The organism is Zavarzinia sp. CC-PAN008 (assembly GCF_051903925.1).
Lineage (GTDB): Bacteria > Pseudomonadota > Alphaproteobacteria > Zavarziniales > Zavarziniaceae.
Map to the genome: position 1 here is coordinate 3,960,466 of NZ_CP173678.1, position 22,517 is coordinate 3,982,982.

General features: G+C 70.7%; 24 protein-coding genes. 15 read left to right on the forward strand and 9 right to left on the reverse strand.

What is annotated here, in order from left to right:
• Positions 1 to 5: 5 nt before the first annotated feature.
• Complete coding sequence (locus ACI6GS_RS18540; RefSeq protein ID WP_439814947.1) at positions 6 to 197, forward strand: hypothetical protein; 192 nt, start codon at positions 6 to 8, stop codon at positions 195 to 197.
• On the opposite strand, the gene ACI6GS_RS18545 is transcribed toward ACI6GS_RS18540, so the two are convergent.
• A complete protein-coding gene (locus tag ACI6GS_RS18545) occupies positions 138 to 1,046 on the reverse strand; it encodes a carotenoid 1,2-hydratase (RefSeq protein ID WP_439814948.1) in 909 nt (302 codons plus the stop codon). The genes ACI6GS_RS18540 and ACI6GS_RS18545 overlap by 60 nt on opposite strands.
• Complete coding sequence (crtD, locus tag ACI6GS_RS18550) at positions 968 to 2,533, reverse strand: 1-hydroxycarotenoid 3,4-desaturase CrtD (protein ID WP_439814949.1); 1,566 nt, start codon at positions 2,531 to 2,533, stop codon at positions 968 to 970. The genes ACI6GS_RS18545 and crtD overlap by 79 nt, the downstream gene beginning before the upstream one ends.
• Positions 2,534 to 2,699: 166 nt before the next feature.
• Here crtD and ACI6GS_RS18555 point away from each other — a divergent pair, with 166 nt between their 5' ends.
• From ACI6GS_RS18555 to ACI6GS_RS18615, 13 genes are all read left to right on the forward strand, one after another.
• Entirely contained in the window at positions 2,700 to 3,617 is a 918-nt protein-coding gene (locus ACI6GS_RS18555; RefSeq protein WP_439814950.1) for a polyprenyl synthetase family protein, read from the forward strand.
• Positions 3,618 to 4,793, forward strand: a complete 1,176-nt coding sequence (locus ACI6GS_RS18560; protein ID WP_439814951.1) for a methyltransferase — start codon at positions 3,618 to 3,620, stop codon at positions 4,791 to 4,793. It begins immediately after the preceding gene.
• A 109-nt stretch (positions 4,794 to 4,902) separates the two neighbouring features.
• Complete coding sequence (bchC, locus tag ACI6GS_RS18565) at positions 4,903 to 5,847, forward strand: chlorophyll synthesis pathway protein BchC (protein WP_439814952.1); 945 nt, start codon at positions 4,903 to 4,905, stop codon at positions 5,845 to 5,847.
• Complete coding sequence (locus ACI6GS_RS18570) at positions 5,844 to 6,833, forward strand: chlorophyllide a reductase iron protein subunit X (protein ID WP_439814953.1); 990 nt, start codon at positions 5,844 to 5,846, stop codon at positions 6,831 to 6,833. The genes bchC and ACI6GS_RS18570 overlap by 4 nt, the downstream gene beginning before the upstream one ends.
• A 149-nt stretch (positions 6,834 to 6,982) precedes the next feature.
• Positions 6,983 to 8,467: a chlorophyllide a reductase subunit Y gene (gene bchY / locus ACI6GS_RS18575; protein ID WP_439817989.1), complete on the forward strand. Its 1,485-nt coding sequence runs from the start codon at positions 6,983 to 6,985 to the stop codon at positions 8,465 to 8,467.
• The gene (bchZ, locus tag ACI6GS_RS18580) at positions 8,461 to 9,909 is read left to right on the forward strand and encodes a chlorophyllide a reductase subunit Z (RefSeq protein ID WP_439814954.1); all 1,449 of its coding nucleotides are present in this window, start codon (positions 8,461 to 8,463) and stop codon (positions 9,907 to 9,909) included. The genes bchY and bchZ overlap by 7 nt, the downstream gene beginning before the upstream one ends.
• 127 nt (positions 9,910 to 10,036) lie before the next feature.
• On the forward strand, positions 10,037 to 10,267 hold the full coding sequence (gene pufB, locus ACI6GS_RS18585; RefSeq protein WP_439814955.1) for a light-harvesting antenna LH1, beta subunit: 231 nt from the start codon (positions 10,037 to 10,039) through the stop codon (positions 10,265 to 10,267).
• A 13-nt stretch (positions 10,268 to 10,280) separates the two neighbouring features.
• Entirely contained in the window at positions 10,281 to 10,466 is a 186-nt protein-coding gene (gene pufA, locus ACI6GS_RS18590; protein WP_439814956.1) for a light-harvesting antenna LH1, alpha subunit, read from the forward strand.
• A 196-nt stretch (positions 10,467 to 10,662) separates the two neighbouring features.
• Entirely contained in the window at positions 10,663 to 11,523 is an 861-nt protein-coding gene (gene pufL, locus ACI6GS_RS18595) for a photosynthetic reaction center subunit L (RefSeq protein ID WP_439814957.1), read from the forward strand.
• A 25-nt stretch (positions 11,524 to 11,548) separates the two neighbouring features.
• Entirely contained in the window at positions 11,549 to 12,502 is a 954-nt protein-coding gene (pufM, locus tag ACI6GS_RS18600) for a photosynthetic reaction center subunit M (RefSeq protein ID WP_439814958.1), read from the forward strand.
• A gap of 183 nt (positions 12,503 to 12,685) precedes the next feature.
• Positions 12,686 to 13,117 carry a c-type cytochrome gene (locus ACI6GS_RS18605; protein WP_439814959.1) on the forward strand — a complete coding sequence of 144 codons (432 nt, stop codon included), beginning with the start codon at positions 12,686 to 12,688 and terminating at the stop codon, positions 13,115 to 13,117.
• A gap of 34 nt (positions 13,118 to 13,151) precedes the next feature.
• Positions 13,152 to 13,505, forward strand: a complete 354-nt coding sequence (locus ACI6GS_RS18610; protein ID WP_439814960.1) for a hypothetical protein — start codon at positions 13,152 to 13,154, stop codon at positions 13,503 to 13,505.
• Between the two features lie 7 nt (positions 13,506 to 13,512).
• Positions 13,513 to 14,799, forward strand: a complete 1,287-nt coding sequence (locus tag ACI6GS_RS18615) for a DUF3422 family protein (RefSeq protein WP_439814961.1) — start codon at positions 13,513 to 13,515, stop codon at positions 14,797 to 14,799.
• Positions 14,800 to 14,803: 4 nt separating this feature from the next.
• Here the strand turns inward: ACI6GS_RS18615 and ACI6GS_RS18620 are convergent, their stop codons facing one another.
• The 7 genes from ACI6GS_RS18620 to ACI6GS_RS18650 all read right to left on the reverse strand — a co-directional run bounded on the left by ACI6GS_RS18620 (position 14,804) and on the right by ACI6GS_RS18650 (position 21,485).
• Positions 14,804 to 15,052 carry a hypothetical protein gene (locus ACI6GS_RS18620; protein ID WP_439814962.1) on the reverse strand — a complete coding sequence of 83 codons (249 nt, stop codon included), beginning with the start codon at positions 15,050 to 15,052 and terminating at the stop codon, positions 14,804 to 14,806.
• Positions 15,052 to 15,555, reverse strand: a complete 504-nt coding sequence (locus ACI6GS_RS18625) for a TspO/MBR family protein (protein ID WP_439814963.1) — start codon at positions 15,553 to 15,555, stop codon at positions 15,052 to 15,054. The genes ACI6GS_RS18620 and ACI6GS_RS18625 overlap by 1 nt, the downstream gene beginning before the upstream one ends.
• The gene (locus tag ACI6GS_RS18630) at positions 15,552 to 16,748 is read right to left on the reverse strand and encodes a geranylgeranyl diphosphate reductase (RefSeq protein WP_439814964.1); all 1,197 of its coding nucleotides are present in this window, start codon (positions 16,746 to 16,748) and stop codon (positions 15,552 to 15,554) included. Before ACI6GS_RS18630 ends, ACI6GS_RS18625 begins: the two co-directional genes overlap by 4 nt.
• On the reverse strand, positions 16,745 to 18,088 hold the full coding sequence (locus ACI6GS_RS18635; RefSeq protein ID WP_439814965.1) for a BCD family MFS transporter: 1,344 nt from the start codon (positions 18,086 to 18,088) through the stop codon (positions 16,745 to 16,747). Before ACI6GS_RS18635 ends, ACI6GS_RS18630 begins: the two co-directional genes overlap by 4 nt.
• 1 nt (position 18,089) lies before the next feature.
• Positions 18,090 to 19,001 carry a chlorophyll synthase ChlG gene (gene chlG, locus ACI6GS_RS18640; RefSeq protein ID WP_439814966.1) on the reverse strand — a complete coding sequence of 304 codons (912 nt, stop codon included), beginning with the start codon at positions 18,999 to 19,001 and terminating at the stop codon, positions 18,090 to 18,092.
• Positions 19,002 to 19,077: 76 nt separating this feature from the next.
• Positions 19,078 to 20,526 (reverse strand): transcriptional regulator PpsR, encoded by a 1,449-nt coding sequence (gene ppsR / locus ACI6GS_RS18645; RefSeq protein ID WP_439814967.1) that lies wholly within the window; start codon positions 20,524 to 20,526, stop codon positions 19,078 to 19,080.
• An 8-nt stretch (positions 20,527 to 20,534) separates the two neighbouring features.
• Positions 20,535 to 21,485: a cobalamin B12-binding domain-containing protein gene (locus tag ACI6GS_RS18650; RefSeq protein ID WP_439814968.1), complete on the reverse strand. Its 951-nt coding sequence runs from the start codon at positions 21,483 to 21,485 to the stop codon at positions 20,535 to 20,537.
• 348 nt (positions 21,486 to 21,833) lie between these two features.
• Between ACI6GS_RS18650 and bchF the strand changes: the two genes are divergently transcribed.
• Positions 21,834 to 22,517, forward strand: coding sequence for a 2-vinyl bacteriochlorophyllide hydratase (gene bchF, locus ACI6GS_RS18655; protein ID WP_439814969.1), 684 nt, complete (start codon positions 21,834 to 21,836; stop codon positions 22,515 to 22,517).

Below are 22,517 nucleotides of genomic sequence, written 5' to 3' on the forward strand. Positions count from 1 at the left end.
GTGCAATGGACTGGAGCCCGATCTTCATCATCGAGTTCCTGCTGGTCGGCGGCTGCGTGCTGGGCTGGGCCTGCTGGGAATTGTGGACGGTACGCAAGCCGCGCCAGCCGACGCGGCCGCTCTACCCGCCCGCCGGCTCAGGCACCAGGCCGCCGGGGCATGCGGAAGGGCAGCATCGCCCGCACGACGGGGGATGAGAAGCGGGTCAGCGACAGGCTTTCGTGCACCGACGGCCCGCGCCGGCCATACAGCGTCGCGTCCAGCACCGAGCGGGCATAGAACGGCGTGTCCTCCAGCGTCGCGCGCAGGCCGACCCGCGTGCCCAGGTCGCCGCGGGTCGGGCGCTCGATGCGCCAGCCGGTGCGCGGCAGCCGGGTCGCGGGCGGCGGCTCCAGCGCCTCGATCCGGCCATCCTCTCCGATCGCCAGCGCCAGGTTCTCGTGGCTGCGGTCGCGGCGCACGGCGTCGTACAGCACCACGGCCCGGTCGCCCTGCTCGGCGCGCGACCAGGTCCAGTCGGAAAACCCCTGCTCCAGCGGCTCCGTCCCCCAGTTCCCATCCAGGTACGCCATGCCGGTCCAGGCGATGTCGGGCTGCGCGAAGTCGACCGTGATGCGGGCCAGCGGCGCCACCGGCTGCCAGTTGTGGCGGCCGCCCGCATCCAGCGCGAAGCTGCGCGCCGGCTGGCACAGCGGCGTCAGGCGCAGGCGGCCCTTCAGCCGGCGCGGGATCGGGCAGCCGATCTCGTCGATCTCCGCCACCAGGTCGTCGCCGTCCCAGGCCAGCCGGCTGGGTCCGACGATCAGGTTTGCGGCATCGCGCTCCAGGGCGCCCTGGCCGCGCTCGGTCATGGCCCAGCGCCCGCATCCGGGGCCATAGAGCGCCACGTTGATGGCGCAATGGTTCTCCGGCCGGCGTCGCCCGCTCCAGGCGTAATAGGGCGAGAAGACGCTGCCGATGAAGGCGATCAGCGTGATGGCGTGGCGGCCGTCGTCGCTGAGGCCGTCGAGGTACCACCAGTGATAGCCGCCGGGACCCACCCCCACGTCGAAGCCCGGTCCCGCAGCACGGCCTGGGCGGCCAGGCGTCCCGAAAGTGCCGCCATCGGGACGCCCGCCCCCGGATGGACGCTGCCGCCCGTCAGGTACAGGCCAGGCACCCGCGTCCGCGCGCCGGGCCGCCGGAACGACGCCCGCCAGCCGTGGCTCGCCGCGCCATAGAGCGCTCCCCCCGTCCCCGGGAACAGGCTCGCGAAGCTCTGCGGCGACGTCGCCAGCACCGGCCCCGCCGGTTCCAGGATCGTGCCGCAACGCGCCAGCAGCGTCCGTGACTGCATCTCGCATGCCGCGATCTCCTCGTCTGTCAGGGGGCTCGTGTCGCCGTCCGCCGGCGCGTTGATCAGCATCAGCAGGCGCTCGGGCCCCTGCGGCTCGGGCAGGCCGGGACCCCGGTCCTGCGCGCAGAGATAGACGGTGGGCTGCCGCGGCATGCGGCGGCGATCGACCAGGTCGGCGAACTCCGCCGCATAGTCGTCGGAGAAGAAGACGTTGTGCCGGCTGGGCAGCGGGCCGCGCAGCCGCCCGCGCAGGCACCAGGTCAGCGCCGAGAGCGAGCGGCGCGACGGCGGCGTCGCCGCCACCGCATGCCGCACCGCCGGGCCGAACAGCCCCGCCGCCAGTGCGGCGCAGTCACCGTTCAGCACGACGGCGCGCGCGGGCAGCGGCCGGCCGGAGTCCAGGACCACGCCGCTGACCCGGCCGCGCGCGGTGCCGATGGCCGCGACGCGCTGGCCCAGGATCACCTCGACCCCCAGGCTGCGGGCCAGCGCCTCCATCGCCTGGGCCAGGCGCTGCATGCCGCCGTCGATCGCCCACACGCCGTCCTGTTCCACGTGCGCGATCAGCATCAGCGTGGCCGGCGCCAGGAACGGGCTCGACCCGCAATAGGTGGCATAGCGTCCGAACAGCTGGCGCAGGCGCGGATCGGCAAAGGCCTGGCCCAGTGCCCGCCACAGCGTCTCGAACGGCCGGATGCCCAGCAGGGCGGCCGGGCGCAGCGGGCCGACGCGCCAGGCCAGGCCCAGCGGCCCGGTGCGGCCGCTTTCCAGGAACGGGCCTTTCAGCGTGGCGTGCACGCGCCCCGCCTGGCGCGCGAAGTCCAGGAAGCGCTGGCGCTCCACCGGTCCGGCAAAGGCGCCGATCGCATCGGCCGAGCGGCCCAGGTCGGCATGCAGGTCAAGGCCGGGCCCCCGGCTCCAGGCATGGCGCGCCAGGATGTCCAGCGGGGTCGTCGGCACGGCGCGGTCGAAATCGGCGCCGGCCTGGTCGAACAGCGCCTGGAAGACGCCGCGCATGGTGAAGACGGTGGGTCCGGCATCGATCGCCTGCCCGTCGACGCGGATCGTGCGCAGCTTGCCGCCGACCTGGGGGGCCGCCTCGACCAGCGTGACGCGCTCGCCGCGCGCGGCCAGGTGGATGGCACAGGCCAGGCCCCCGATCCCCGCCCCCGCGATCACCGTGCCGTGGTCCGCCATGCGCTCCCCGTCCGTTCCGGGGCGCCGTTGTCACGGCAGGCCCACCCGAAAGCGTTTGACCAAGGATCGCCCGGTGCTAGCGTATGTCAATCAATATTGACACTTCTGGACGTCCACAAAAATTGACGCCAGTGTTCGGCACTGCCGGCTGTCAGGGAGGTGGGTCATGGACGGTTCCATCCTGGACGATCGCATCATCGACGAACGCATCGTCCCGCCCCTGGTCGGCGACCCGGTGGAACTGGCCCTGGACCGCGCCGTGGCGCGGGCCGACCGGCCGGGCGGCCCGCCCCTGCTGGCCGCCGCGATGCGCCATGCGGTCTTTCCCGGCGGGGCCCGCGTCCGCCCCCGCCTCTCGCTGGCCGTGGCCCAAGCCTGCGGCGGCGACCAGCCCACGCTGGCGATCGCGGCGGCCAGTGCCATCGAGCTGCTGCACTGCGCCTCCCTGGTCCATGACGACCTGCCCTGCTTCGACGATGCCGGCCTGCGCCGGGGCCTGCCCTCGGTCCACGCCGCCTTCGGCGTGCCGCTGGCGCTGCTGGCGGGCGATGCTCTCATCGTCCTGGGGTTCGAGGTCCTGGCCGAGGCGGGCAGCACCGCGCCGACGCGCCTTCCCGCCCTGCTGGGCCTGGTCGCACGCAGCGTCGGCGCGCCGCACGGCATTGCCGCGGGCCAGGCGTGGGAATGCGAATCCAATCCCGTGCCGGCCGACTATCGCTGCGCCAAGACGGGCGCCCTGTTCGTCGCCGCCACCATGGCCGGCGCCCTGGCGAGCGGCGCCGACCCGGAGCCCTGGCGCCTTCTGGGCCACCGTCTGGGGGAGGCCTACCAGGTGGCGGACGACCTGCTGGACGCGACCGCGACGGGGGTCGAGCAGGGCAAGCCGACCGGCCGCGATGCCGCCCTGGGCCGCCCCAACGCGGTGGCCGAACTGGGCGTCGAGCGCGCGGTCGAGCGGTTGGAAACCCTGATCGCCGGCGCCATGGCCAGCATCCCGCCGTCGCCAGGCGCTGCGGCCCTGCGCGACCTCGTGCGCGCCCAGGCGCTGCGCCTGGCGCCGAAGCAGCTGCTGCACGGGGCCTGAATGGGCACCGGTCCCCTGGTCCGGCCGCTGCCGGCGCGCGCGACCGCGACGCCGGCGCGGCATCTGGCCCGCTGGCACGAGGCGTGGCTGCGCCTGCGCAACGGCCTGCTGGCCAGCCCGCGCTTCCAGCGCGCGGCCCTTCGCCTGCCCTTTGCCCGGCCGATCGCGCGGCGCAACGCCCGGGCCCTGTTCGACCTGGTCGCCGGCTTCGTCTATTCCCAGGTCCTGGCCGCCTGCATCCAGGTCCGCCTGTTCGATCACCTGGCGGCCGGGCCCGGCGACGCCGCCGGCCTTGCGCCGCACCTGGGCCTCAGCCCCGCCGCGACGGAGCGCCTGCTGAAGGCTGCGGCCTCCCTGGGCCTGGCCCAGGGGCTGGCAGGCGGCCGATTCGCCCTGGGCCCGCTGGGTGCCGCCCTGCTGGGCAATCCCGGCATCGCGCCGATGGTGGCGCACCACGCCATGCTCTATGCCGACCTGGCCGAGCCCCTGGCCGTGCTGGAGCGGCGCAGCCCCGCGCGCCAGCTGGGCGGCTTCTGGCCCTATTCCGGCAATGCCGATCCCACCGCCCTGCCGCCGGAGCGGGCCCGGGCCTATAGCGAGCTGATGGCAGCGTCGCAGGCGATGATCGCCGACCAGGTTCTGGACGCCTGGCCTGTGCATCGCCACCGCCGCCTGCTGGACGTAGGCGGCGGGGCGGGCGCCTTCCTGGCCGCGGCGGGCGCCCGCGCCCCGCGGCTTGAGCTGGTCCTGTTCGACCTTCCGCCGGTCGTGTCCCTGGCGCGCCAGCGGCTGGAGGCGGCGGGTCTGGCCGCGCGCAGCACCTGTGTCGGCGGCAGCTTCTTCACCGACCCGCTGCCCACGGGCGCTGACATCGCAAGCCTTGTGCGCGTGCTGCACGACCATGACGACTCGGCGGCGCTGGCCATCCTGCGCAACGTGCACGCGGCACTGGCGCCCGGCGCCACCCTCCTGGTGGCGGAGCCGATGGCCGGGACCGCCGGCGCCGGGCCGATGGGCGATGCCTATTTCGGGCTCTACCTCGCGGCCATGGGCAGTGGCCGCCCCCGCACCCAGGCGGAGCTGACGGCCATGCTGGTCCAGGCCGGATTCGGCGCCGTGCGCCATCCCGCCACCGCCGTGCCGCTGATGGTCCAGGTCCTGGTCGCCCAGGCCTGATCAGCCCTGCCTGGGCCGTCAGGATCTAAATGTACAATTGCTTTGACATAGTGAAGTGTACAGTTATCGTTACATACATGAGGCCTGACACCGGTAAGGGGTCGGACAGATGTCGGAACTGGATACAATCGCAGTGGTGATGGAGGGGCCGGGCCAGCTCGCGCTTCGCCGCGTCGAACTGCAGCCGCTGGCCGCCGCCGACGTCGTCGTCGATGTCGACTGGAGCGGCATCAGCACCGGCACGGAACGGCTTCTGTGGTCGGGCCGCATGCCCAACTTCCCCGGCATGGGCTACCCGCTGGTCCCCGGCTACGAATCGGTGGGAGAGGTCGTCGACGCAGGGCCGGAGGCCCTGTCGAGGGTGGGTGAGCGCGTCTTCGTGCCCGGCTCCGCCGGCTTCAAGGATGTGCGCGGCCTGTTCGGCGGCGCCGCGCGGCGCCTGGTGGTGCCCAGCACCCGCGCCGTCACGCTGGACGACCATCTGCGCGAACAGGGCGTCCTCGTCGCCCTAGCCGCGACCGCCCACCACGCCCTTGCGGGCGGCACCCTGCCCGACCTGATCATCGGTCATGGCGTCCTGGGTCGCCTGCTGGCCCGCCTGGCGCTGGTCCTGGGCGAGCGGCCACCCACCGTGTGGGAGACGAACGCAGCCCGGCAGGCCGGCGCCTGCGGCTATCCCGTCCTGCATCCGGAGGCGGACGCCAACCGGGCCTATCGCGTGATCTGCGACGCCAGCGGCGATCCCGACATCCTGGACGCGGCCATGCCGCGCCTGGCCCGCGGCGGCGAGATCGTGCTGGCCGGCTTCTACGACCGTCCGCTCAGCTTCGCCTTCCCGCCCGCCTTCCTGCGCGAGGCGCGGATCCGGGTGGCGGCGGAATGGGCGCCGCCCGACCTGGCCGCGACGCTGGCCCTGATCCACGACGGGCGCCTGTCGCTGGACGGCCTGATCACGCATCGCCTGGGCGCCCAGGCGGCGGACCAGGCCTACAGCGCCGCTTTCAACGATTCGACCTGCCTGAAAATGGTCCTGGACTGGAGGGGATGCGCATGAACATCGCCGTGAACGCGGCCGAGCGACTGCGCCTCGAAGCAGCGATCGAGCCGGATCCCGTGGCCACCGGCCCGGTGACGAAGGAAACGCAGATCATCGCGATCTATGGCAAGGGCGGCAGCGGCAAGAGCTTCGCCCTGTCCAACCTCAGCTACATGCTGGCCCAGCAGGGCAAGCGGGTCCTGCTGATCGGCTGCGATCCCAAGAGCGACACCACCTCGCTGCTCTTCGGCGGCAAGTCCTGCCCCACGATCATCGAGACATCCTCCCGCAAGAAGCTGGCGGGCGAGGAAGTCCGGATCGAGGACGTCTGCTTCAAGCGCGATGGCGTGTTCGCCATGGAACTCGGCGGGCCGGAGGTCGGCCGCGGCTGCGGCGGGCGCGGCATCATCCACGGCTTCGAACTGCTGGAGAAGCTGGGCTTCCACGAATGGGGCTTCGACTACGTCCTGCTCGACTTCCTGGGCGACGTGGTCTGCGGAGGCTTCGGCCTGCCGATCGCCCGCGACATGTGCCAGAAGGTGATCGTCGTCGGCTCGAACGACCTCCAGTCGCTCTACGTCGCCAACAATGTCTGCTCCGCGGTCGAATACTTCCGCAAGCTGGGCGGCAATGTCGGCGTCGCCGGCATGGTCATCAACAAGGACGACGGCACGGGCGAGGCGCAGGCCTTTGCCGAAGCGGTCGGCATCCCGGTCCTGGCGGCGATCCCGGCGGACGAGGACATCCGCCGCAAGTCGGCCAACTACCAGATCATCGGCATTCCGGGCGGCCGCTGGGCCGGCCTGTTCGAGGAACTGGCCACCAACGTGGCCGAAGCCCCGCCGGTGCGGCCCAGGCCGTTGAGCTCCGAAGGACTGCTGGGCCTGTTCGCGGGCGACCAGACGGGCGCCGGCGTGGTGCTGCAGCCGGCCAGCCAGGCCGACATGCGCGGGGCGGAGTTCGTCGTGCCGCGTACCCTCGAAGTCGTCTACGACGCGGTCTGAGGCCAGCCGTGGACCGCCATCCCGATCGTCCCCCCGGTGTCGATGCCGAGCGTTGCGGCATCGACCCGGCGGCGTTGCCCGACGCCGGCGCCATCGCCCACCCAACGGCTGCCGCGCCGCCCCCAGGCACAGCCGTCCCGGGCGATGGCGTGGGACGGGCAACCGCCGTGGAGGGGGCCTGCGCGTCCGGCGACACGCTGCGGCAGGCGGCTGAGCAGGCCGGCAAGGGCGAGATCCTGGCCCGCTATGCCGCCGACTATCCGCGGGGCCCGCACGACCAGCCGCAAAGCATGTGCCCGGCCTTCGGCTCGCTGCGCGTTGGCCTGCGCATGCGGCGCACGGCGACCGTCCTTTCGGGCTCGGCCTGCTGTGTCTACGGCCTGACCTTCACCTCCCACTTCTATGGTGCGCGCCGCACCGTCGGCTACGTCCCCTTCAATTCCGAGACGCTGGTCACCGGCAAGCTGTTCGAGGACATCCGCGAGGCGGTGTTCAAGCTGGCGGACCCTGCCCTCTATGACACGATCGTGGTCACCAATCTGTGCGTGCCCACGGCCTCGGGCGTGCCGCTGCAACTCCTGCCGAAGGAGATCGACGGCGTTCGCGTGATCGGCATCGACGTTCCCGGCTTCGGCATTCCGACCCATGCGGAGGCCAAGGACGTGCTGGCCGGGGCGATGCTGAAATATGCCCGGGGCGAGGCGGAGCAGGGTCCGGTCGCGGCGCCGCGGGTGCGCAGCGAGCGGCCCACGATCACCCTGCTGGGCGAGATGTTCCCGGCCGACCCGGTCGGCATCGGCATGCTGCTGGAGCCGCTGGGCCTGGCCGCCGGGCCGGTCGTGCCTACCCGCGAATGGCGCGAGCTCTATGCCGCGCTGGACTGCGCCGCGGTCGCGGCCATCCACCCGTTCTATACCGCCTCGATCCGCGAGTTCACGGCCGCCGGACGCGCGATCGTGCCCTCCGCGCCCGTCGGCTGCGATGGCACCGATGCCTGGCTCGAGGCGGTGGGCCAGGCCTGCAACCTGCCCCGCGCCCGGATCGACGCCGCGCGCAACGCGGCCCTGGGCCCGATCCGCGCGGCCCTGGCGGCGCGCCCGATCCGCGGGCGCATCACCGTCTCGGGCTACGAGGGGTCGGAGCTGCTGGTGGCGCGACTGCTCGTCGAATCGGGCGCGGACGTCGCCTATGTCGGCACCGCCTGCCCGCAGACGCCGTGGTCGGAGCCCGACCGCGCCTGGCTCGACCAGCGCGGCGTGCCCGTGCAGTACCGGGCCTCGCTGGAGCAGGACCTGGCCGCGGTCGACGCCCTGACGCCGGACCTGGCGATCGGCACCACGCCCGTGGTCCAGCACGCCAAGGCACGGGGAATCCCGGCGCTCTACTTCACCAACCTGATCTCGGCCCGGCCGCTGATGGGCGTGGCCGGCGCCGGCTCGCTGGCGACCGTCGTCAATGCCGCCATGGCGGGCAAGGCGCGCTTCGACCGCATGACCGCCTTCTTCGAGGGCGTGGGCGACGGAGCGGCCGCCGGGGTGTGGGAGGACCTGCCCAGCGACCGGCCGGAGTTCAAGGCCCGCTACGCCAAGCAGCAGGCGGCCCTGCGCAAGTCGGAGGAGGCGGTGGGATGCTGATCCTCGACCACGACCGGGCCGGCGGCTATTGGGGCGCCGTCTACGCCTTCACCGCGATCAAGGGCCTGCAGGTCATCATCGACGGACCCGTCGGCTGCGAGAACCTGCCCGTCACCTCGGTCCTGCACTATACCGACGCCCTGCCCCCGCACGAGCTGCCGATCGTCGTGACCGGCCTGGGCGAGGAGGAGCTGGGCAAGACGGGAACCGAGGGCGCGATGAAGCGCGCCTGGAGCACGCTCGACCCGCACCTGCCGGCGGTCGTCGTCACCGGCTCGATCGCCGAGATGATCGGCGGCGGTGTCACGCCCGAAGGCACGAACATCCAGCGCTTCCTGCCGCGCACGATCGACGAGGACCAGTGGCAGGCAGCCGACCGCGCGCTGACCTGGCTGTGGACCCAGTTCGGTCCCAAGAAGGTGCCGAAGGCCCGCGCCCGCAAGGAGGGCGAGCGCCCGCGCGTCAACCTGATCGGGCCGATGTACGGCACGTTCAACATGCCCTCCGACCTGGCCGAGATGCGCCGCCTGGTCGAAGGCATCGGGGCCCAGGTCAACATGGTCTTCCCGCTGGGCAGCCACCTGGCCGACATCCGCAACCTGGCGGATGCCGAGGTGAACGTCTGCCTGTACCGCGAGTTCGGCCGCAACCTGTGCGAGAAGCTGGAGCGTCCCTATCTCCAGGCGCCGATCGGCCTGGAGTCGACCACCGCCTTCCTGCGCACGCTGGGCGAGCTGACGGGCCTTGACCCCGAGCCGTTCATCACGCGCGAGAAGCACACGACGATCAAGCCGCTGTGGGACCTGTGGCGCTCCGTGACGCAGGACTTCTTCGGCACGGCCAGTTTCGCCGTCGTCGCGACCGACACCTATGCCCGCGGCATCCGCAATTTCCTGGAAGCCGACATGGGCCTGCCCTGCACCTTCGCGTTCTCGCGCAAGGCAGGGGTCAAGCCGGACAACGCGGCCGTGCGCGCCGCGATCGCGGCCACCCCGCCGCTGGTGATGTTCGGCAGCTACAATGAGCGGATGTATCTGGCCGAGACGGGATCGCGTGCCGTCTACATCCCCGTGTCGTTTCCCGGCGCCGTCATCCGGCGCCATACCGGCACCCCGGTGATGGGCTATTCGGGTGCCGTGTGGCTGGTGCAGGAAGTCTGCAACGCCCTGTTCGACGCCCTCTTCAACATCCTGCCGCTCGCCACCGATCTGGACCGGGTCGAGGCAACGCCCGCCCGCGGTGCCGCGGAACTGCCCTGGACGGCGGACGCGCGCGCGCTTCTCGATACGCTGATTGACGCGGAGCCGGTCCTGGTCCGCATCTCCGCCGCCAAGCGCCTGCGCGACGACGCCGAACGCGCCGCGCGCCGCAATGGCGAGCCGACCGTCACGCGCGCCTGCCTGGCCGCGACCGCCCCTCGATCACGGGAGTTTGCCGCATGACCGGCACGCTCTCACCCCATGGCCGGTGTATCCGGCCAATTCCTCGGCAGGCCGCCTGGCGGCCCGTCGAAACCACTCCGGCCACCGACGGCCGGGGGCACGACAACAAGCATATGGAGGTGGGAGCATGAGTCTCAGAGACGAACGTTCCGGAACGTTCTCTGGTCTCACGGAAGACGAGGCCAGGGAATTCCATCGAATATTCATGTCCAGCTTCATCGCGTTCACGGTGATCGCGATCGTCGCCCACGTCCTGGTCTGGATGTGGCGGCCGTGGCTGCCCGGTCCCGGCGGATATTCGGCGCTGCAGAACGGCGTCGACTATGCGCAGGCCTTCGCATCCAGCCTCTTCACATAAGGGAGGGTATGTCATGTGGCGGCTTTGGACCCTGTTCGACCCGCGTCGCGCCCTGGTTGCGCTCGGGGTCTTCCTTTTCACTCTGGCTCTGCTGATCCACTTCATCCTGTTGAGCACCAATCGCTTCAACTGGATCGAGGGACCGCGGCCGGCAGCGACCAGTTCGCTGCTCGACAGCAGCCCGATCAGTCCGACTTGAGCGGGAGGCCTCGCGCCTCCCCCTCGCCAGTGGCGGGCGGTGCCGGATCTTCCGGCGCAGTCCGCCACGACCGCCGGCCCGATGGCACCGCCATCGGGACGCCCGGCGGCAGTCAGTAGCGTAAGGCGTCACGCGGCCTGGCCTGCCGGGTCAGGGGAATAACAAGGCCGGGAAGTCGAAACCGGGGGGATCTGATATGGCACTCTTGAGCTTCGAGCGGAAGTACCGGGTCCGCGGCGGCACCCTCATCGGGGGCGACCTGTTCGACTACTGGATCGGTCCTTTCTACGTGGGCTTCTTCGGCGTGACGACGGCCATGTTCGCCGCGCTGGGCACTGCCCTCATCTTCTATGGCGCGGCGCTCCAGGGCACCTGGAACCCGTTCCTGATCACGATCAATCCGCCGGCGGTCGAATACGGCCTGGCGCTGGCCCCCATGCAGGAAGGCGGGCTGTGGCAGATCATCACCTTCTGCGCGCTGGGTGCCTTCGGCTCCTGGGCCCTGCGCGAGGTCGAGATCTGCCGCAAGCTGGGCATCGGCTATCACGTGCCCATCGCCTTCGCGATGGCGATCTTCGCCTATTTCACGCTTGTGGTGATCCGCCCTGTCCTGCTGGGCGCCTGGGCCTTTGGCTTTCCCTACGGGATCTTCACCCATCTCGATTGGGTGTCGACCACGGGCTACCAGTTCGGCAACTTCCACTACAACCCCGCGCACATGATCGCGATCACCTTCTTCTTCACGACGACCCTGGCCCTATCGCTTCATGGCGCGCTGATCCTGTCGGCGGCCAATCCCGGCCGGGGCGAGGAGATGAAGACCCCGGAGCACGAGGACACCTTCTTCCGCGACCTCATCGGTTACTCGATCGGGCCTCTTGGCATCCATCGCCTGGGCCTGTTCCTGGCTCTGGCCGCCGTGTTCTTCAGCGCCGTCTGCATGGTGATTTCGGGCCCCTACTGGGTCCAGGCCTGGGACAGCTGGTGGTTGCCGCTGTGGCAGCTGGCCGACCCCGGCGGATCGCTGCCCGCCCCCTATCCCGGCCCCGGCCTGTAACGGCCCCGAACCTGAGGACCCTGTGATGGCTCGCTACCAGAACATCTTCACCCAGGTACAGGTCCGCTCGGCCCCGGAATACGGCGTGCCGATGCGGTCCAGCACCTTCACCCGGAGCGGCACGCCGTTCTTCTCCCGCCTGATCGGCATGTTCGGCAATGCCCAGATCGGCCCCGTCTACCTGGGCGGGCTGGGCATGGCCTCGCTCTTCTGCGGCTTCATCGCGATCGAGATCATCGGCCTCAACATGTGGGCCTCGGTCGGCTGGGACCCGGTGAAGTTCATCGTCCACCTGCCCTGGCTGTCGCTGCAGCCGCCGCCGCCCGAATACGGCCTCAGCATCCTGCCGCCGCTGGAACAGGGTGGCTGGTGGCTGATGGCCGGCTTCTTCCTGACGGCGTCGATCCTGCTCTGGTGGCTGCGCACCTACAGGCGGGCGCGGCAGCTGGGCCTTGGGACCCATGTCGCCTGGGCTTTCGCCGCGGCCATCTGGCTCTACCTGGTGCTGGGCTTCTTCCGCCCGATCATGATGGGCAGCTGGAGCGAGGCGGTGCCGTTCGGGATCTTCCCGCACCTTGACTGGACCAACAACCTGTCGCTGCTGCACGGCAACCTGTTCTACAACCCGTTCCACTGCTTCTCGATCGCCTTCCTCTATGGTTCGGCCCTGCTCTTCGCGATGCACGGCGCGACGATCCTGGCCGTGACGCGCTATGGCGGCGACCGCGAGCTCGACCAGATCTCGGACCGTGGCACGGCGTCGGAACGGGCCGGCCTGTTCTGGCGCTGGACGATGGGCTTCAACGCCTCGATGGAGTCGATCCATCGCTGGGCCTGGTGGTTCGCGGTCCTCACCCCGCTGACCGGCGGCATCGGCATCCTGCTCACCGGCACGGTCGTCGACCAGTGGCGCGACTGGGCCGTGCTGCACCACTACGCCACCAACGACCTCTATATCGCGCCGCCCTTGCCCGAATGAGGCAACCCACTCAGGGTGCCGGACGTTTCGGCACCTTGAGTGATCCGGCGCAGCCGCCACAGCGTACAGAGTGATTACCGTGTCAAACTGGCGCAACCAGGGCACGGACTAAAGTACCCTTCGGCTGCACAGCCCGCCAAAGGTTACGATGCCAACAAGAAGTGCCTCTCAGGGAGTGGTCGGATGATGAAAGCGACGAAGGTCCTGATCGCAGCAGCAGCCCTGGCCATGGCCGGCCTGCCCGTGGCAGCCCAGGCCGAGCCCGTCACGCTCGAAGTGTCGGACGCCGGCGGCCCCGCCCTGACCGGCGACCCGGCCAAGGGCGAGATCATCTTCAAGCGCTGCCAGGCCTGCCACACGGTCGAGGCCGGCAAGAACAAGGTCGGCCCCACCCTGCACGGCATCTTCGGCCGCACCGCCGGCACCGTGGAGGGCTATACCTACTCCAACGCCAACAAGTCGTCCGGCATCGTCTGGACGCAGCAGGTGATGTTCGACTACCTGCAGAACCCGCAGAAGATGGTGCGCGGGACCAAGATGGCCTTCCCCGGCCTGCCCAAGGCGCAGGATCGCGCCGACGTCATCGCCTATCTCCTCCAGCACTACGAGGAATAGGCGACAGGCCAGGCGCCGCGGGCAGGCCAGGGCGATGCCAGGACTGGGCGCCCTCCTGCTTGGCGGCGCGGCCTTGGGCGGGATCACCCTCCTCGCCCTCTACCAATGGCTCCGCCCCGGCGGGGCCATTTGGCTGCCGGGCCTCCTGCACGGCGCCGCCGCCGTGGCCGGGCTCACCCTGCTCCTCCTCGCTTTGCTCGATGGGCGCGCCTGGCCTGGGGGGATGGCGACCATCGCCTTCCTGTTCCTGGGCGGCACCGTCGTGACCGGCCTGTGGCTGCCCCTGGCGCGCTGGCGCCGGGTACAGGCCGGCTCCCTTGCGCTTGTGGTGCATGGCACGCTGGCTCTGGCGGGGCTGGTGCTCCTCGTCGCCTCCTGGCCGGGCTAGCCCCTTCATGGCCCATGCTTCGGCGATCCTGCCGCTTGAGGATCACCCGCTCCGCCGCACGCTCAATGAAGAGCTGCACCTGCGGCGCTTTCCCCCGTTCTCAGCCCCCGCCCGGCTGTTCCAGCTCGTCATGCTGTCGGGGGAGGACGGCTTCGCCGCCGACCGCGCCGCGGCCGAGGCGCTGTGCCGGCGGTTCGGCGTGGCGGCCGCGCCCGGCAAGCACTTCATCGCCGAGCTGGACGGCATCCATTTCGTCTGGGAACGCCATACGGAATTCGCCAGCTACACCTTCATCCGCAGCGAGCCGGCCGAGTGCGACTTCACGACCGGCCTTGCCCAGCGCCTGCCGCCGGACTGGCTGGCTGAAGTGCCGGGCCGCATCCTGCGCGCCACGCAGGTCGTCGTGCTCGACGGGGCGGAACCCGACCCGGCGACCATCCGCGCGACCTTCCCTGCCGCTGACCTGGTCTCGTGCCTCGTGGCGGAGGGTGGCGCCCGCATCTGGTCCGCCTTCCGCACCCACGAGGATGGGCTGGGCCGACTGCTGATCCACAATCGCAGCCTGACGCCGGGCGACCTGTCGCGCCTGGTGCAGCAGCTCCAGGAACTGGGCAACTACCGCAACATGGCTTTGCTTGGCCTGCCCGATGCCCAGGCGCTGGCGCCGCACCTGTCGGCCCTGCAGGGCCGGCTGGGCGTGCTGGCCGACCAGATCGCCGCCGGTGCCGCCGAGGACCAGGTGATGCTGGCCGAGCTGACGGCGCTCTCGGCCGAGGTGACGCACGTCAAGGCCCGCAGCAGCTATCGCATGAGTGCCACCCAGGCCTATGCCGAACTGGCGGCCGATCGCCTGCGCAACCTGGGCGACGGGCGGATCAAGGGGTTTCCCACGCTGGCCGACTTCACCAGGCGGCGCCTGGATCCGGCCGTCCGCACCTGCCTGTCCTTCACCCGGCGGCTGGACGACTTGGAACGCGCCACCTCCGCCGCCAGTTCGCTGCTGCGCACCCGGATCGAGACGATGCTGGAGCGGCAGAACCTGGAACTGCTCGACTCGATGAACCGGCGCACCGACATGCAGCTGCGCCTTCAGCAGACGGTCGAAGGCCTGTCGGTGGTGGCGATCAGCTACTATCTCGTCGGCCTGATCGGCTACCTGGCCAAGGGACTGGACAAGCTGGTGCCCGGCCTGGACCCGGGCCTGGTCACCGCGGCAAGCGTGCCGGCCGTCCTGGCGGTCGTCGCCATCTTCTCCCGCCGCCTGCGCCGCCGCCTCCACGCCGACGATGGATGACCGCTCAGGGGGGCCGGCGCCACAGGTCCAGCAGATGCGCCGGGAACGACAGCGCAAGCCACAGCGCGACCCAGGGCCAGCCCGCGTCGGTCAGTGCGCAACGCAGGGCCAGCAGCAGGCAGGCCCCCGGCAGGGCGGCGACCAGCATCGCCATCAGGCGCCGCCGCCACAGGCCCAGCGCCAGCACTTCCAGCACCAGCACGGCAAGGATCAGGTCGACCACATGACCGGAGTCGACCAGATCCCCCAGCATCAGGCGAAGGGGCCGTTATTCTGGACGATCCACCAGGTCAGGACCGAGGCCAGGCTGACCCAGGCCAGATAGGGCACGATCAGCAGGCTGGCCAGGCGCGAGAGGCGATACAGCCCGACCACCAGGGCCACGATCGACAGCCACAGGAAGGCGACTTCGACCAGCGCCCAGTCCGGCCGCTTCAGCGTGAAGAACAGCACGCTCCACAGCAGGTTCAGCGCGTAGTTGACGCCGAACAGGACGAGGACGCGACTGCGCTCGCCAGCACTGCGCGCGCCACGCCATGCCAGCACGCTGGCGATGGCGGCCAGGATGAAGATCGTGGTCCAGATCGGCCCGAACGCCCAGTCGGGCGGCTTCCAGTCCGGAACCTTGAGGCTGTAGTACCAGGGGCCGATGTCGGTCGCGAGGCCGCCCAGCCCCGCCGTCACGATGGCGGCGGCGGCGGCGACGATGATCTCGACCCGGCGCCGCTGGGGATAGGCGGCGGCGGCTGTCGTCATATACGTGCAAGACCCATCAGATGTGCCAGATCGGCAAGGAAGATCCGGACATGTGCAATGGGCCGCAGCAGTGCAAGTTCCTTCGACATGTACGCCTCCCACGTCAGGCGCTGCACATCGGGGTCGGCGCACATCGCGACGAAGCGCTCCCGCCGCGTGTCGTTGCGATACCATACGCGCTGCATGATCCCCAGGATCAGGAAGACCAGGCCGTGCGCCCGCATGAAGCGCCGCCGCGCCGTGGCCAGGGCGCGCACCTTGCCTGTCTTCAGCAGCAGATGCGCCGCATCCGCGGCCAGCCGCCCGCCCAGCATCGCGTAGTAGATCCCCTCGCCCGAGGCCGGCGCGACCACGCCCGCCGCGTCCCCGGCCAGGACGACATCCCTGCCATTGTCCCAGCGCCGCAGGGGCTTCAGGGGGATCGGCGCACCCTCGGAACGCACCAGGGTGCAGCCCTCCAGCAGGCTCTCGGCGCGCAGGTCGCGCACCGCCTTGCGCAGCGCGAAGCCCTTCTGCGCGCTGCCGACGCCGACGCTGGCCGTCTCGCCATGCGGGAACACCCAGGCATAGAAGTCGGGCGACAGGTCCTTGCGATAGTAGATGTCGCATCGGCTGCCGTCATAGGCTTCGGCACGGCCTTCCGGCGCCCGGATCACCTCGTGATAGGCGAAGACGTGGCGGGGCCGGCCGCCCTTGGGCACGGCCTGGCGGGCGACGGCGGAATTGGCGCCATCGGCGCCGATGACGCAGCGCGCGCGCAGCGCCACCTCGGCCCGGGCCTCGCCCGCGCCTTCGCGAAAGACGACAAGGGCCGTGCCGTCGGCGTCGCGCTCGATCCGGTCAAAGGTGCCGGTGCGCAGTTCGGCGCCGGACCGCACGGCACGGGCGCGCAGCCAGGCGTCGAAGGTCTCGCGGTCGACCAGGCCGACAAAGCCCCCGTCGATCGGCATGTCCACCGACTTGCCCGACGGTGCCACGATGCGGGCCGAGCGGGCACGCGCGACGACCAGGCTGTCCGGCACCTGGAAATCGTCCAGCAGGCGCGGCGGCACGGCGCCGCCACAGGGCTTGATCCGGCCGCCCCGCTCCAGGAGCAGGACGCGATGCCCGGCCCGCGCCAGGTCGTCGGCCGCAGTGGCGCCGGCGGGACCGCCGCCGACCACGATGGCGTCATAGGTCGGCGGCATGCTCATGTCAGTCTCCCCTGCATCGTCGCGGCGGACAGGCGGGCCGGGCGCGGCTCGCGGCCCAGGCTCAGCGCGATCAGCGCCGCCGCCAGGAAGCCCAGCGCCTCCAAGCCAAAGACCACGGCGAAGGCCGACCCACCCTGGCCCAGTACACGGCTGGCCAGGTCCAGGCCGGCCGCCCCGGCAAAGCCGCCCACGGCGAAGCCGATCGCCTGCGCGGCGCCCCAGACGCCGACGCGCAGGCCCGCCCCCTGGCTGCGGTCCGCCCCGGCAAAGGCCATCATCAGGCCGATGGCCGACACGGCGAAGACGCCATTGGCCAGGCCAAGGATCACGACCAGCGGCGCCAGCTGGACCCCATCGGGCTGCAGGCCGGCCGCCGCCAGCAGCGCCATGGCGCCGGCCGAACCCAGGCAGCCCAACACGACGCAGCGCCGCAGCAGGCGGGTCCGGTCGCCCCGCACCAGCGTACCCGCCAGGCCCAGCACGATCATGCCCGCCAGAACGCCGCCATGCTGAAGCCCGGTCAGCTGGGTCGATTCACCCAGCGAATAACCAAAGACCAGTCCGGCATAGGGCTCCAGGATCAGGTCCTGCGCGCTGTAGGCCAGCATCGACACCAGCACGAACAGGGTGAAGCGGCGCGCCATGCGATCCTGCCACACCCGCGCCAGGGCCTGGCCAAAGGGCAGGTCCGGCCGCCCCTGCGCGGCCGCCGTGGGCTCCAGGCGGGCCTCGACTCCGCGCACCGCCAGCACGGCCAGGATGAAGGCGCAAGCCGCGACGCCCGAGGCGACCAGGACCAGGCGCTGCGGCGAATACGGGTCCAGCGCGGCGCCGGCCACCCCGGCCGTCACGATGATGCCGGCAATCATCATGATCCAGGTGATTGCCGCGGCGGCCGGGCGTCGCTCCTCGGCCACTGCCGAAGCCAGCAGCGCCAGCAGCGACGTCCCCGCCGCCGCGACGCCGCCACCGATCATGGTGAAGGCCAGGACCGCCAGCACGCCGGCCAGGAGCGGCGACTCGGCCATGATCACGGTCGCGTTGGCGGCGATCACGGCGCCCAGGGCCAGGATGCCCAGGCCCAGGATGATCCACGATGTCCGCTCGGTCCCGCGCGCGGCGCCACGGTCGGCGGCGTGCCCCCAGCGTGGGCGGGACAGCTGCACGACATAGTGCCAGGCGACAAGCGCCGCCGGCACGCTGGCCGGCAGGGCCAGTTCCACGACCATCACCCGGTTGAGGGTCGACGTGGTCAGCACCGCCATCGCCCCGATCGCCGCCTGGACCAGGCCCAGGCGCACGATGCCCAGCCACCCCAAGCCGCTTGCCTGCGCCGCCATCTTAGACCCCCGCCACAAGCGGCCGCACGGCAAAGGCCGCGACCAGCATGCCAACGACATAGAGCGTGGTCCCGGTCGCGTTGTACCAGGGGGCCAGGCGCCGGGGCTCGCCCAGCAGCCGGGCCATCAGCCCGACCTGGACCAGCAGCAGCAGGGCAACCGCCAGGGCATAGACGTCCTGCCCCCACGACCAGAGCAGCCCGACGACCACCACCTGCGGCACGGCCATGACGGCGCAGGCAACCTTGGCAGCCCCCGCCACGCCCAGGACGACCGGCAGCGAGCGCAGGCCCATCTGCCGGTCGCCTTCGACCGCCTTGAAATCGTTCAGCGTCATGATGCCGTGCGCGCCCAGGCTATAGAGCGCGATCAGGGCCAGGATGCGCCCGTCCGGCAGGGCATTCGCCATGACGGCGGCCCCGGCGAACCAGGCCAGCCCTTCATAGGACAGGGCCACCGCAGCCGGCCCCCACCAGCCGGACTGCTTCAGGCGGACGGGCGGCGCACTATAGGCCCAGGCCAGTGCCAGCCCGACCAGGGCGGCGCCCAGGACCCAGGGGCCCAGCGTCGCGGCAAAGGCAGCTGACAGGACCGTCCAGACACAGGCGATCCCCAGGCCCCAGCGGCCCGGCACGCGGCCCGACGGGATGGGCCGCCCCGGTTCGTTGATCGCGTCGACATGGCGGTCGAACCAGTCGTTGACCGCCTGGCTGGTGGCGCACAGCGCCGGCCCCGCCAGGACCACGCCCGCCGCCAGGGCAAAGCCACGGTCGGCCAGCGGCACGCCGGACGAGACGACGCCGCACATGTACGCCCACATCGGGGCGAACCAGGTCAGGGGCTTCAGCAGTTCCAGGACGGCGGCCGGTGCAGGCCACGCGCGCAAGGATGGCTGGATGGGGGCCGATATCATGTGTGTAAGTCTGAATTGACACTTCAGGCCTGTCAATCAAACTGGACGCCCACTTCGCAGAAGACGTCTCCGGCGCTCAGTCGTCGCCGCGATCCCCGCTGGAATTCGCGATGCCATAGCGGTTCAGCTTCGAATACAGGCTCTGACGCGACAGGCCCAGGATCTCCGCCGCCGACACGCGGTTATTGCCGCTGCGGTGCAGCGCGGCCTCGATGCACATGCGCTCGATCACGTCGGTCGTCTCGGCCACGATCTCGCGCAGCGACACGCGGCCCACCAGCTGGGTCAGCTGCTCTGCCGTGCGCGGCAGTTCGCGCGTCGCGGTCGCCGGCGCCAGCGTCATGCGCCGCACCCGACGAATGACGAAGCCGTGCGTCGCCTCCAGCCCGTCGCGGGCCGAGACGGCGGACAGCTCCACCTCCTCCTGGTCGCCATACTGCGTGCGCGCCAACGTCCCCAGGTTGCGGATCGAGCCGTGCTCGCGCAGCAGGTCGGCCATCAGCCGCATGTCGCTGGCCGTCTTGCCCAGGAAGCGCCCCAGCGACTGGCCGCGCGCCGCGTCCGCGCTGGGCAACTGGGTCAGTTCCAGGAAGGCCAGGTTGGCATCGAGGATGGCGAACGAATCATCCGTCACCACGAAGGCGTCCGGCACCCGGTTGAGCACGCGCAGCAGGCGGCGCTGGGCTTCACCCGAATCGGCCGCGCTCGGCACCTTCTGGGCCGACAGGCTGATCAGGACATTGGCCACGCCGTCCTGGTTGAACAGCGAGGCGGCGGCGACGAAGCCGTCGCGCCCATCCGCCAGGCGCACCGCGACCGGGCCGCTGCGGGTCGAGGTCGAGCGGTCGAGCAGGACGCCCAGGCCGCCATCGCCGGACTCAGCCTGCAGCACGCGGGCCAGCGGCTTGCCGGCCAGCGATTCGTGCGCCACGCCCAGCAGGGCACCCGCGGCGGGATTGGCCTCCACGATTCGCCGGGCCAGCGGGTCGACGATCAGCACCGCCTCGGATGCGATCTGGAACAGGACGCGATAGCGCGACTCGGCCTGGCGCAGGCGGGCATAGTCGCGTTCCATCGCCTGCTGGGCGTGCAGCAGGTGCTGCTGCAGCGCCTCGACCGGGCGCATGTCGCGGCCCAGCGCGATCACCCGGCCTTCGCTGCCGGTGGCGACGACCGTGCAGCGCAGCGGCACCGCGCCGTTGGCCAGCAACTGGTTGATCTCGCGCCAGCGACCGGTCACCCCGCTGCGCCCATCGGCCAGCATTTCCGCCACTTTCGGTCGGCTGTCCAGGGCCACCGTATCGATCCAGCGGCGCTTCAGCAGGCCAGCCAGCTCCTCTGGCGACAGGCCTTCGGTCGAGACCGAGACGTCCAGCACGAAGCCATCGCGATCGATCACCAGCGCGACATCGCTCGAGGCCGCCGTGACGCGCGCCGCGGTCTCCGCATCCCAGGCGCCGAGGGTCTCCTCGGGCAGCCTGAAGGGGACCAGGGGGCGCTCGGCCTGTCGTTCGCTGGTGATCATGAATACCTTCACGGACCGGTCTGTGGGGCGGCGAGTGAGCCGATCTCCCGGGGTGAACGCGCGATCAGTTCCTCGGCAATGCCGACGGCGCTGACGCCGTCGAGGACCAGGGTCGTCCCGGGCAGCTGCCCGGCCAGGTGGGGATGGTCGTGCAGGAACTTGCCGCCGACCAGGATGGTGATGCCCCGGCGCTCGGCGATCGGGCGCACCGACTCGACCAGCCGGACCATGGGCTCGAAAAAGGTGTCCGTCCCGATGGTGAAGCCGATCACATCAAGGGCCTTGCGCGAGACTGTCTGCAAAATGGTCTCCGCAGACGCCGCATGGTCGCAGGCGGTCTCCCAACCGGCATGCAGGAAGAACTCCTCGACCATCGATAACCCGAACGTATGCTGTTCACCGGGCACCGGCACAAGATAAATCCGCGGCACCTTGTGACGCTGTGGGGTCCGGGTACCCCGCCGGGCCACCTCGTGCAGGACCTGTTGCAGGCGCGACAGGCCGATCGTCACCTCGACGAACGTGCAGCGATCCTGTTCCCAAAGCTCGCCCAGCTTGCGCGCGACCGGGGCCAGCAGGTCGGTATAGATCCGCTGAAGCCGGATGCCGTTCTCCAGCAGCAGCTCGATCTGGTCGATGATCGTGGGTGGGTCGCTGGCCAGGACGAAACGCGCAAAGGCTGTGCTGTCACGGATGTCCAGCGCGCCGCGCGCGCGCGCCTCCCGCCGGGGCGCGGCCTCCTGCGCCAGCATCAGGCGCGGGATGATGTCGCGTTCGATCACGCTGGCCAGCACGGCATCGGTCGGCGTGGCCGACTGGGCGATGGAGCGGCGCAGGCCTTCGACCCCGTTGCGCCAATCCAGGCCGGCGCCGCATGGATCGTCGATCGGCGGCATGCCCCCCAGGCCCCCGCCAGTGACATCGGGGCGCAAGCCCGATGTGTCAAGTGAAGCTGACACAGCCCCCATCCTTCCCCCTGGGCGCAGGATCTCATGTCCTGCTAACCGCATGCAAACCGGAACGCCGTTGCGGCCTGTTCCGTCCTGGTGTGCCGGAGTGTCGGTACGGGTAGGTATCGAGGCTGCCGGCCCTCTTCTGTCCAGTTCCGAGGCGGTCGTGGGATCCGAAGGGATCCGATCCGTTCAGACTAAACGTGGTTCGCTGCGGCGTAAAGCCGCCATGACGGACTTTCTGCATCGCGTCGCCCAATCCGACAGTCAATCATCCTAGACGTCCAATATATTTGACACTCTCTCCGACGCGGCGCTAGGGTTCATGTGTCGTCTGGCAGTCCAGGGAGGGGCGCCATGGTGAGCCTGATGGAACACGGGGCAGGTCACGGCAGGTATGCCGGACGCCGCCACAGCGCAGCGCTCCGCGCCGGCGACTGTTCAGGCCGACCGGCCTATTCCCTGCTTGATGCCCTGGTCGACCGGGTGGCGCCCTGCCCCTGGCACGCCTCGGCCGGCTCCCGCGCGCCGCTCGATCCCGTCGCCGAGGATGCGGCCCCGCCCGCCCTTTACACGGCCGAGGAGCGCCGCCGCCGCGACCAGACCCCCTGGACCGCGGTCCAGGGCTTCCTGGCGCCGATCCAGTTCGTGGTCTTCCTGGTCAGCCTGGGCCTCGTCCTGCACTACCTCTCGACCGGCAGCGACTACGACCTGGCCGCGGGCTCCGTGGTGGTCAAGACGCTGGTGCTCTACGCGATCATGGTGACCGGCTCGATCTGGGAAAAGAAGGTCTTCGACCGCTACCTGTTTGCACCCGCCTTCTACTGGGAAGACGTGTTCAGCATGCTGGTCCTCGGCCTGCACACGCTCTACCTGGTGGCCCTTTGGACGGGCGACCTCAGCGGCACCCCGCTGATGCTCCTGGCACTCGCGGCCTATGCCACCTATGTCGTCAATGCCGGCCAGTTCCTGCTGAAGCTGCGCGCCGCGCGGTTGCAGGAATCGGCGCGCCAGCGCACCGCCCTTACGGGCGCGGTCTGA

Excerpts from the sequence above, each read along its gene's own strand:
- ACI6GS_RS18540 (WP_439814947.1), top strand. The coding sequence starts at position 6 with ATGGACTGGAGCCCGATCTTCATCATCGAGTTCCTGCTGGTCGGCGGC.
- crtD (WP_439814949.1), bottom strand. The coding sequence starts at position 2,533 with ATGGCGGACCACGGCACGGTGATCGCGGGGGCGGGGATCGGGGGCCTG.
- ACI6GS_RS18555 (WP_439814950.1), top strand. The coding sequence starts at position 2,700 with ATGGACGGTTCCATCCTGGACGATCGCATCATCGACGAACGCATCGTC.
- ACI6GS_RS18560 (WP_439814951.1), top strand. The coding sequence starts at position 3,618 with ATGGGCACCGGTCCCCTGGTCCGGCCGCTGCCGGCGCGCGCGACCGCG.
- bchC (WP_439814952.1), top strand. The coding sequence starts at position 4,903 with ATGTCGGAACTGGATACAATCGCAGTGGTGATGGAGGGGCCGGGCCAG.
- ACI6GS_RS18570 (WP_439814953.1), top strand. The coding sequence starts at position 5,844 with ATGAACATCGCCGTGAACGCGGCCGAGCGACTGCGCCTCGAAGCAGCG.
- bchZ (WP_439814954.1), top strand. The coding sequence starts at position 8,461 with ATGCTGATCCTCGACCACGACCGGGCCGGCGGCTATTGGGGCGCCGTC.
- pufB (WP_439814955.1), top strand. The coding sequence starts at position 10,037 with ATGAGTCTCAGAGACGAACGTTCCGGAACGTTCTCTGGTCTCACGGAA.
- pufA (WP_439814956.1), top strand. The coding sequence starts at position 10,281 with ATGTGGCGGCTTTGGACCCTGTTCGACCCGCGTCGCGCCCTGGTTGCG.
- pufL (WP_439814957.1), top strand. The coding sequence starts at position 10,663 with ATGGCACTCTTGAGCTTCGAGCGGAAGTACCGGGTCCGCGGCGGCACC.
- pufM (WP_439814958.1), top strand. The coding sequence starts at position 11,549 with ATGGCTCGCTACCAGAACATCTTCACCCAGGTACAGGTCCGCTCGGCC.
- ACI6GS_RS18605 (WP_439814959.1), top strand. The coding sequence starts at position 12,686 with ATGATGAAAGCGACGAAGGTCCTGATCGCAGCAGCAGCCCTGGCCATG.
- ACI6GS_RS18610 (WP_439814960.1), top strand. The coding sequence starts at position 13,152 with ATGCCAGGACTGGGCGCCCTCCTGCTTGGCGGCGCGGCCTTGGGCGGG.
- ACI6GS_RS18615 (WP_439814961.1), top strand. The coding sequence starts at position 13,513 with ATGGCCCATGCTTCGGCGATCCTGCCGCTTGAGGATCACCCGCTCCGC.
- ACI6GS_RS18620 (WP_439814962.1), bottom strand. The coding sequence starts at position 15,052 with ATGCTGGGGGATCTGGTCGACTCCGGTCATGTGGTCGACCTGATCCTT.
- ACI6GS_RS18625 (WP_439814963.1), bottom strand. The coding sequence starts at position 15,555 with ATGACGACAGCCGCCGCCGCCTATCCCCAGCGGCGCCGGGTCGAGATC.
- ACI6GS_RS18630 (WP_439814964.1), bottom strand. The coding sequence starts at position 16,748 with ATGAGCATGCCGCCGACCTATGACGCCATCGTGGTCGGCGGCGGTCCC.
- ACI6GS_RS18635 (WP_439814965.1), bottom strand. The coding sequence starts at position 18,088 with ATGGCGGCGCAGGCAAGCGGCTTGGGGTGGCTGGGCATCGTGCGCCTG.
- chlG (WP_439814966.1), bottom strand. The coding sequence starts at position 19,001 with ATGATATCGGCCCCCATCCAGCCATCCTTGCGCGCGTGGCCTGCACCG.
- ppsR (WP_439814967.1), bottom strand. The coding sequence starts at position 20,526 with ATGATCACCAGCGAACGACAGGCCGAGCGCCCCCTGGTCCCCTTCAGG.
- bchF (WP_439814969.1), top strand. The coding sequence starts at position 21,834 with ATGGTGAGCCTGATGGAACACGGGGCAGGTCACGGCAGGTATGCCGGA.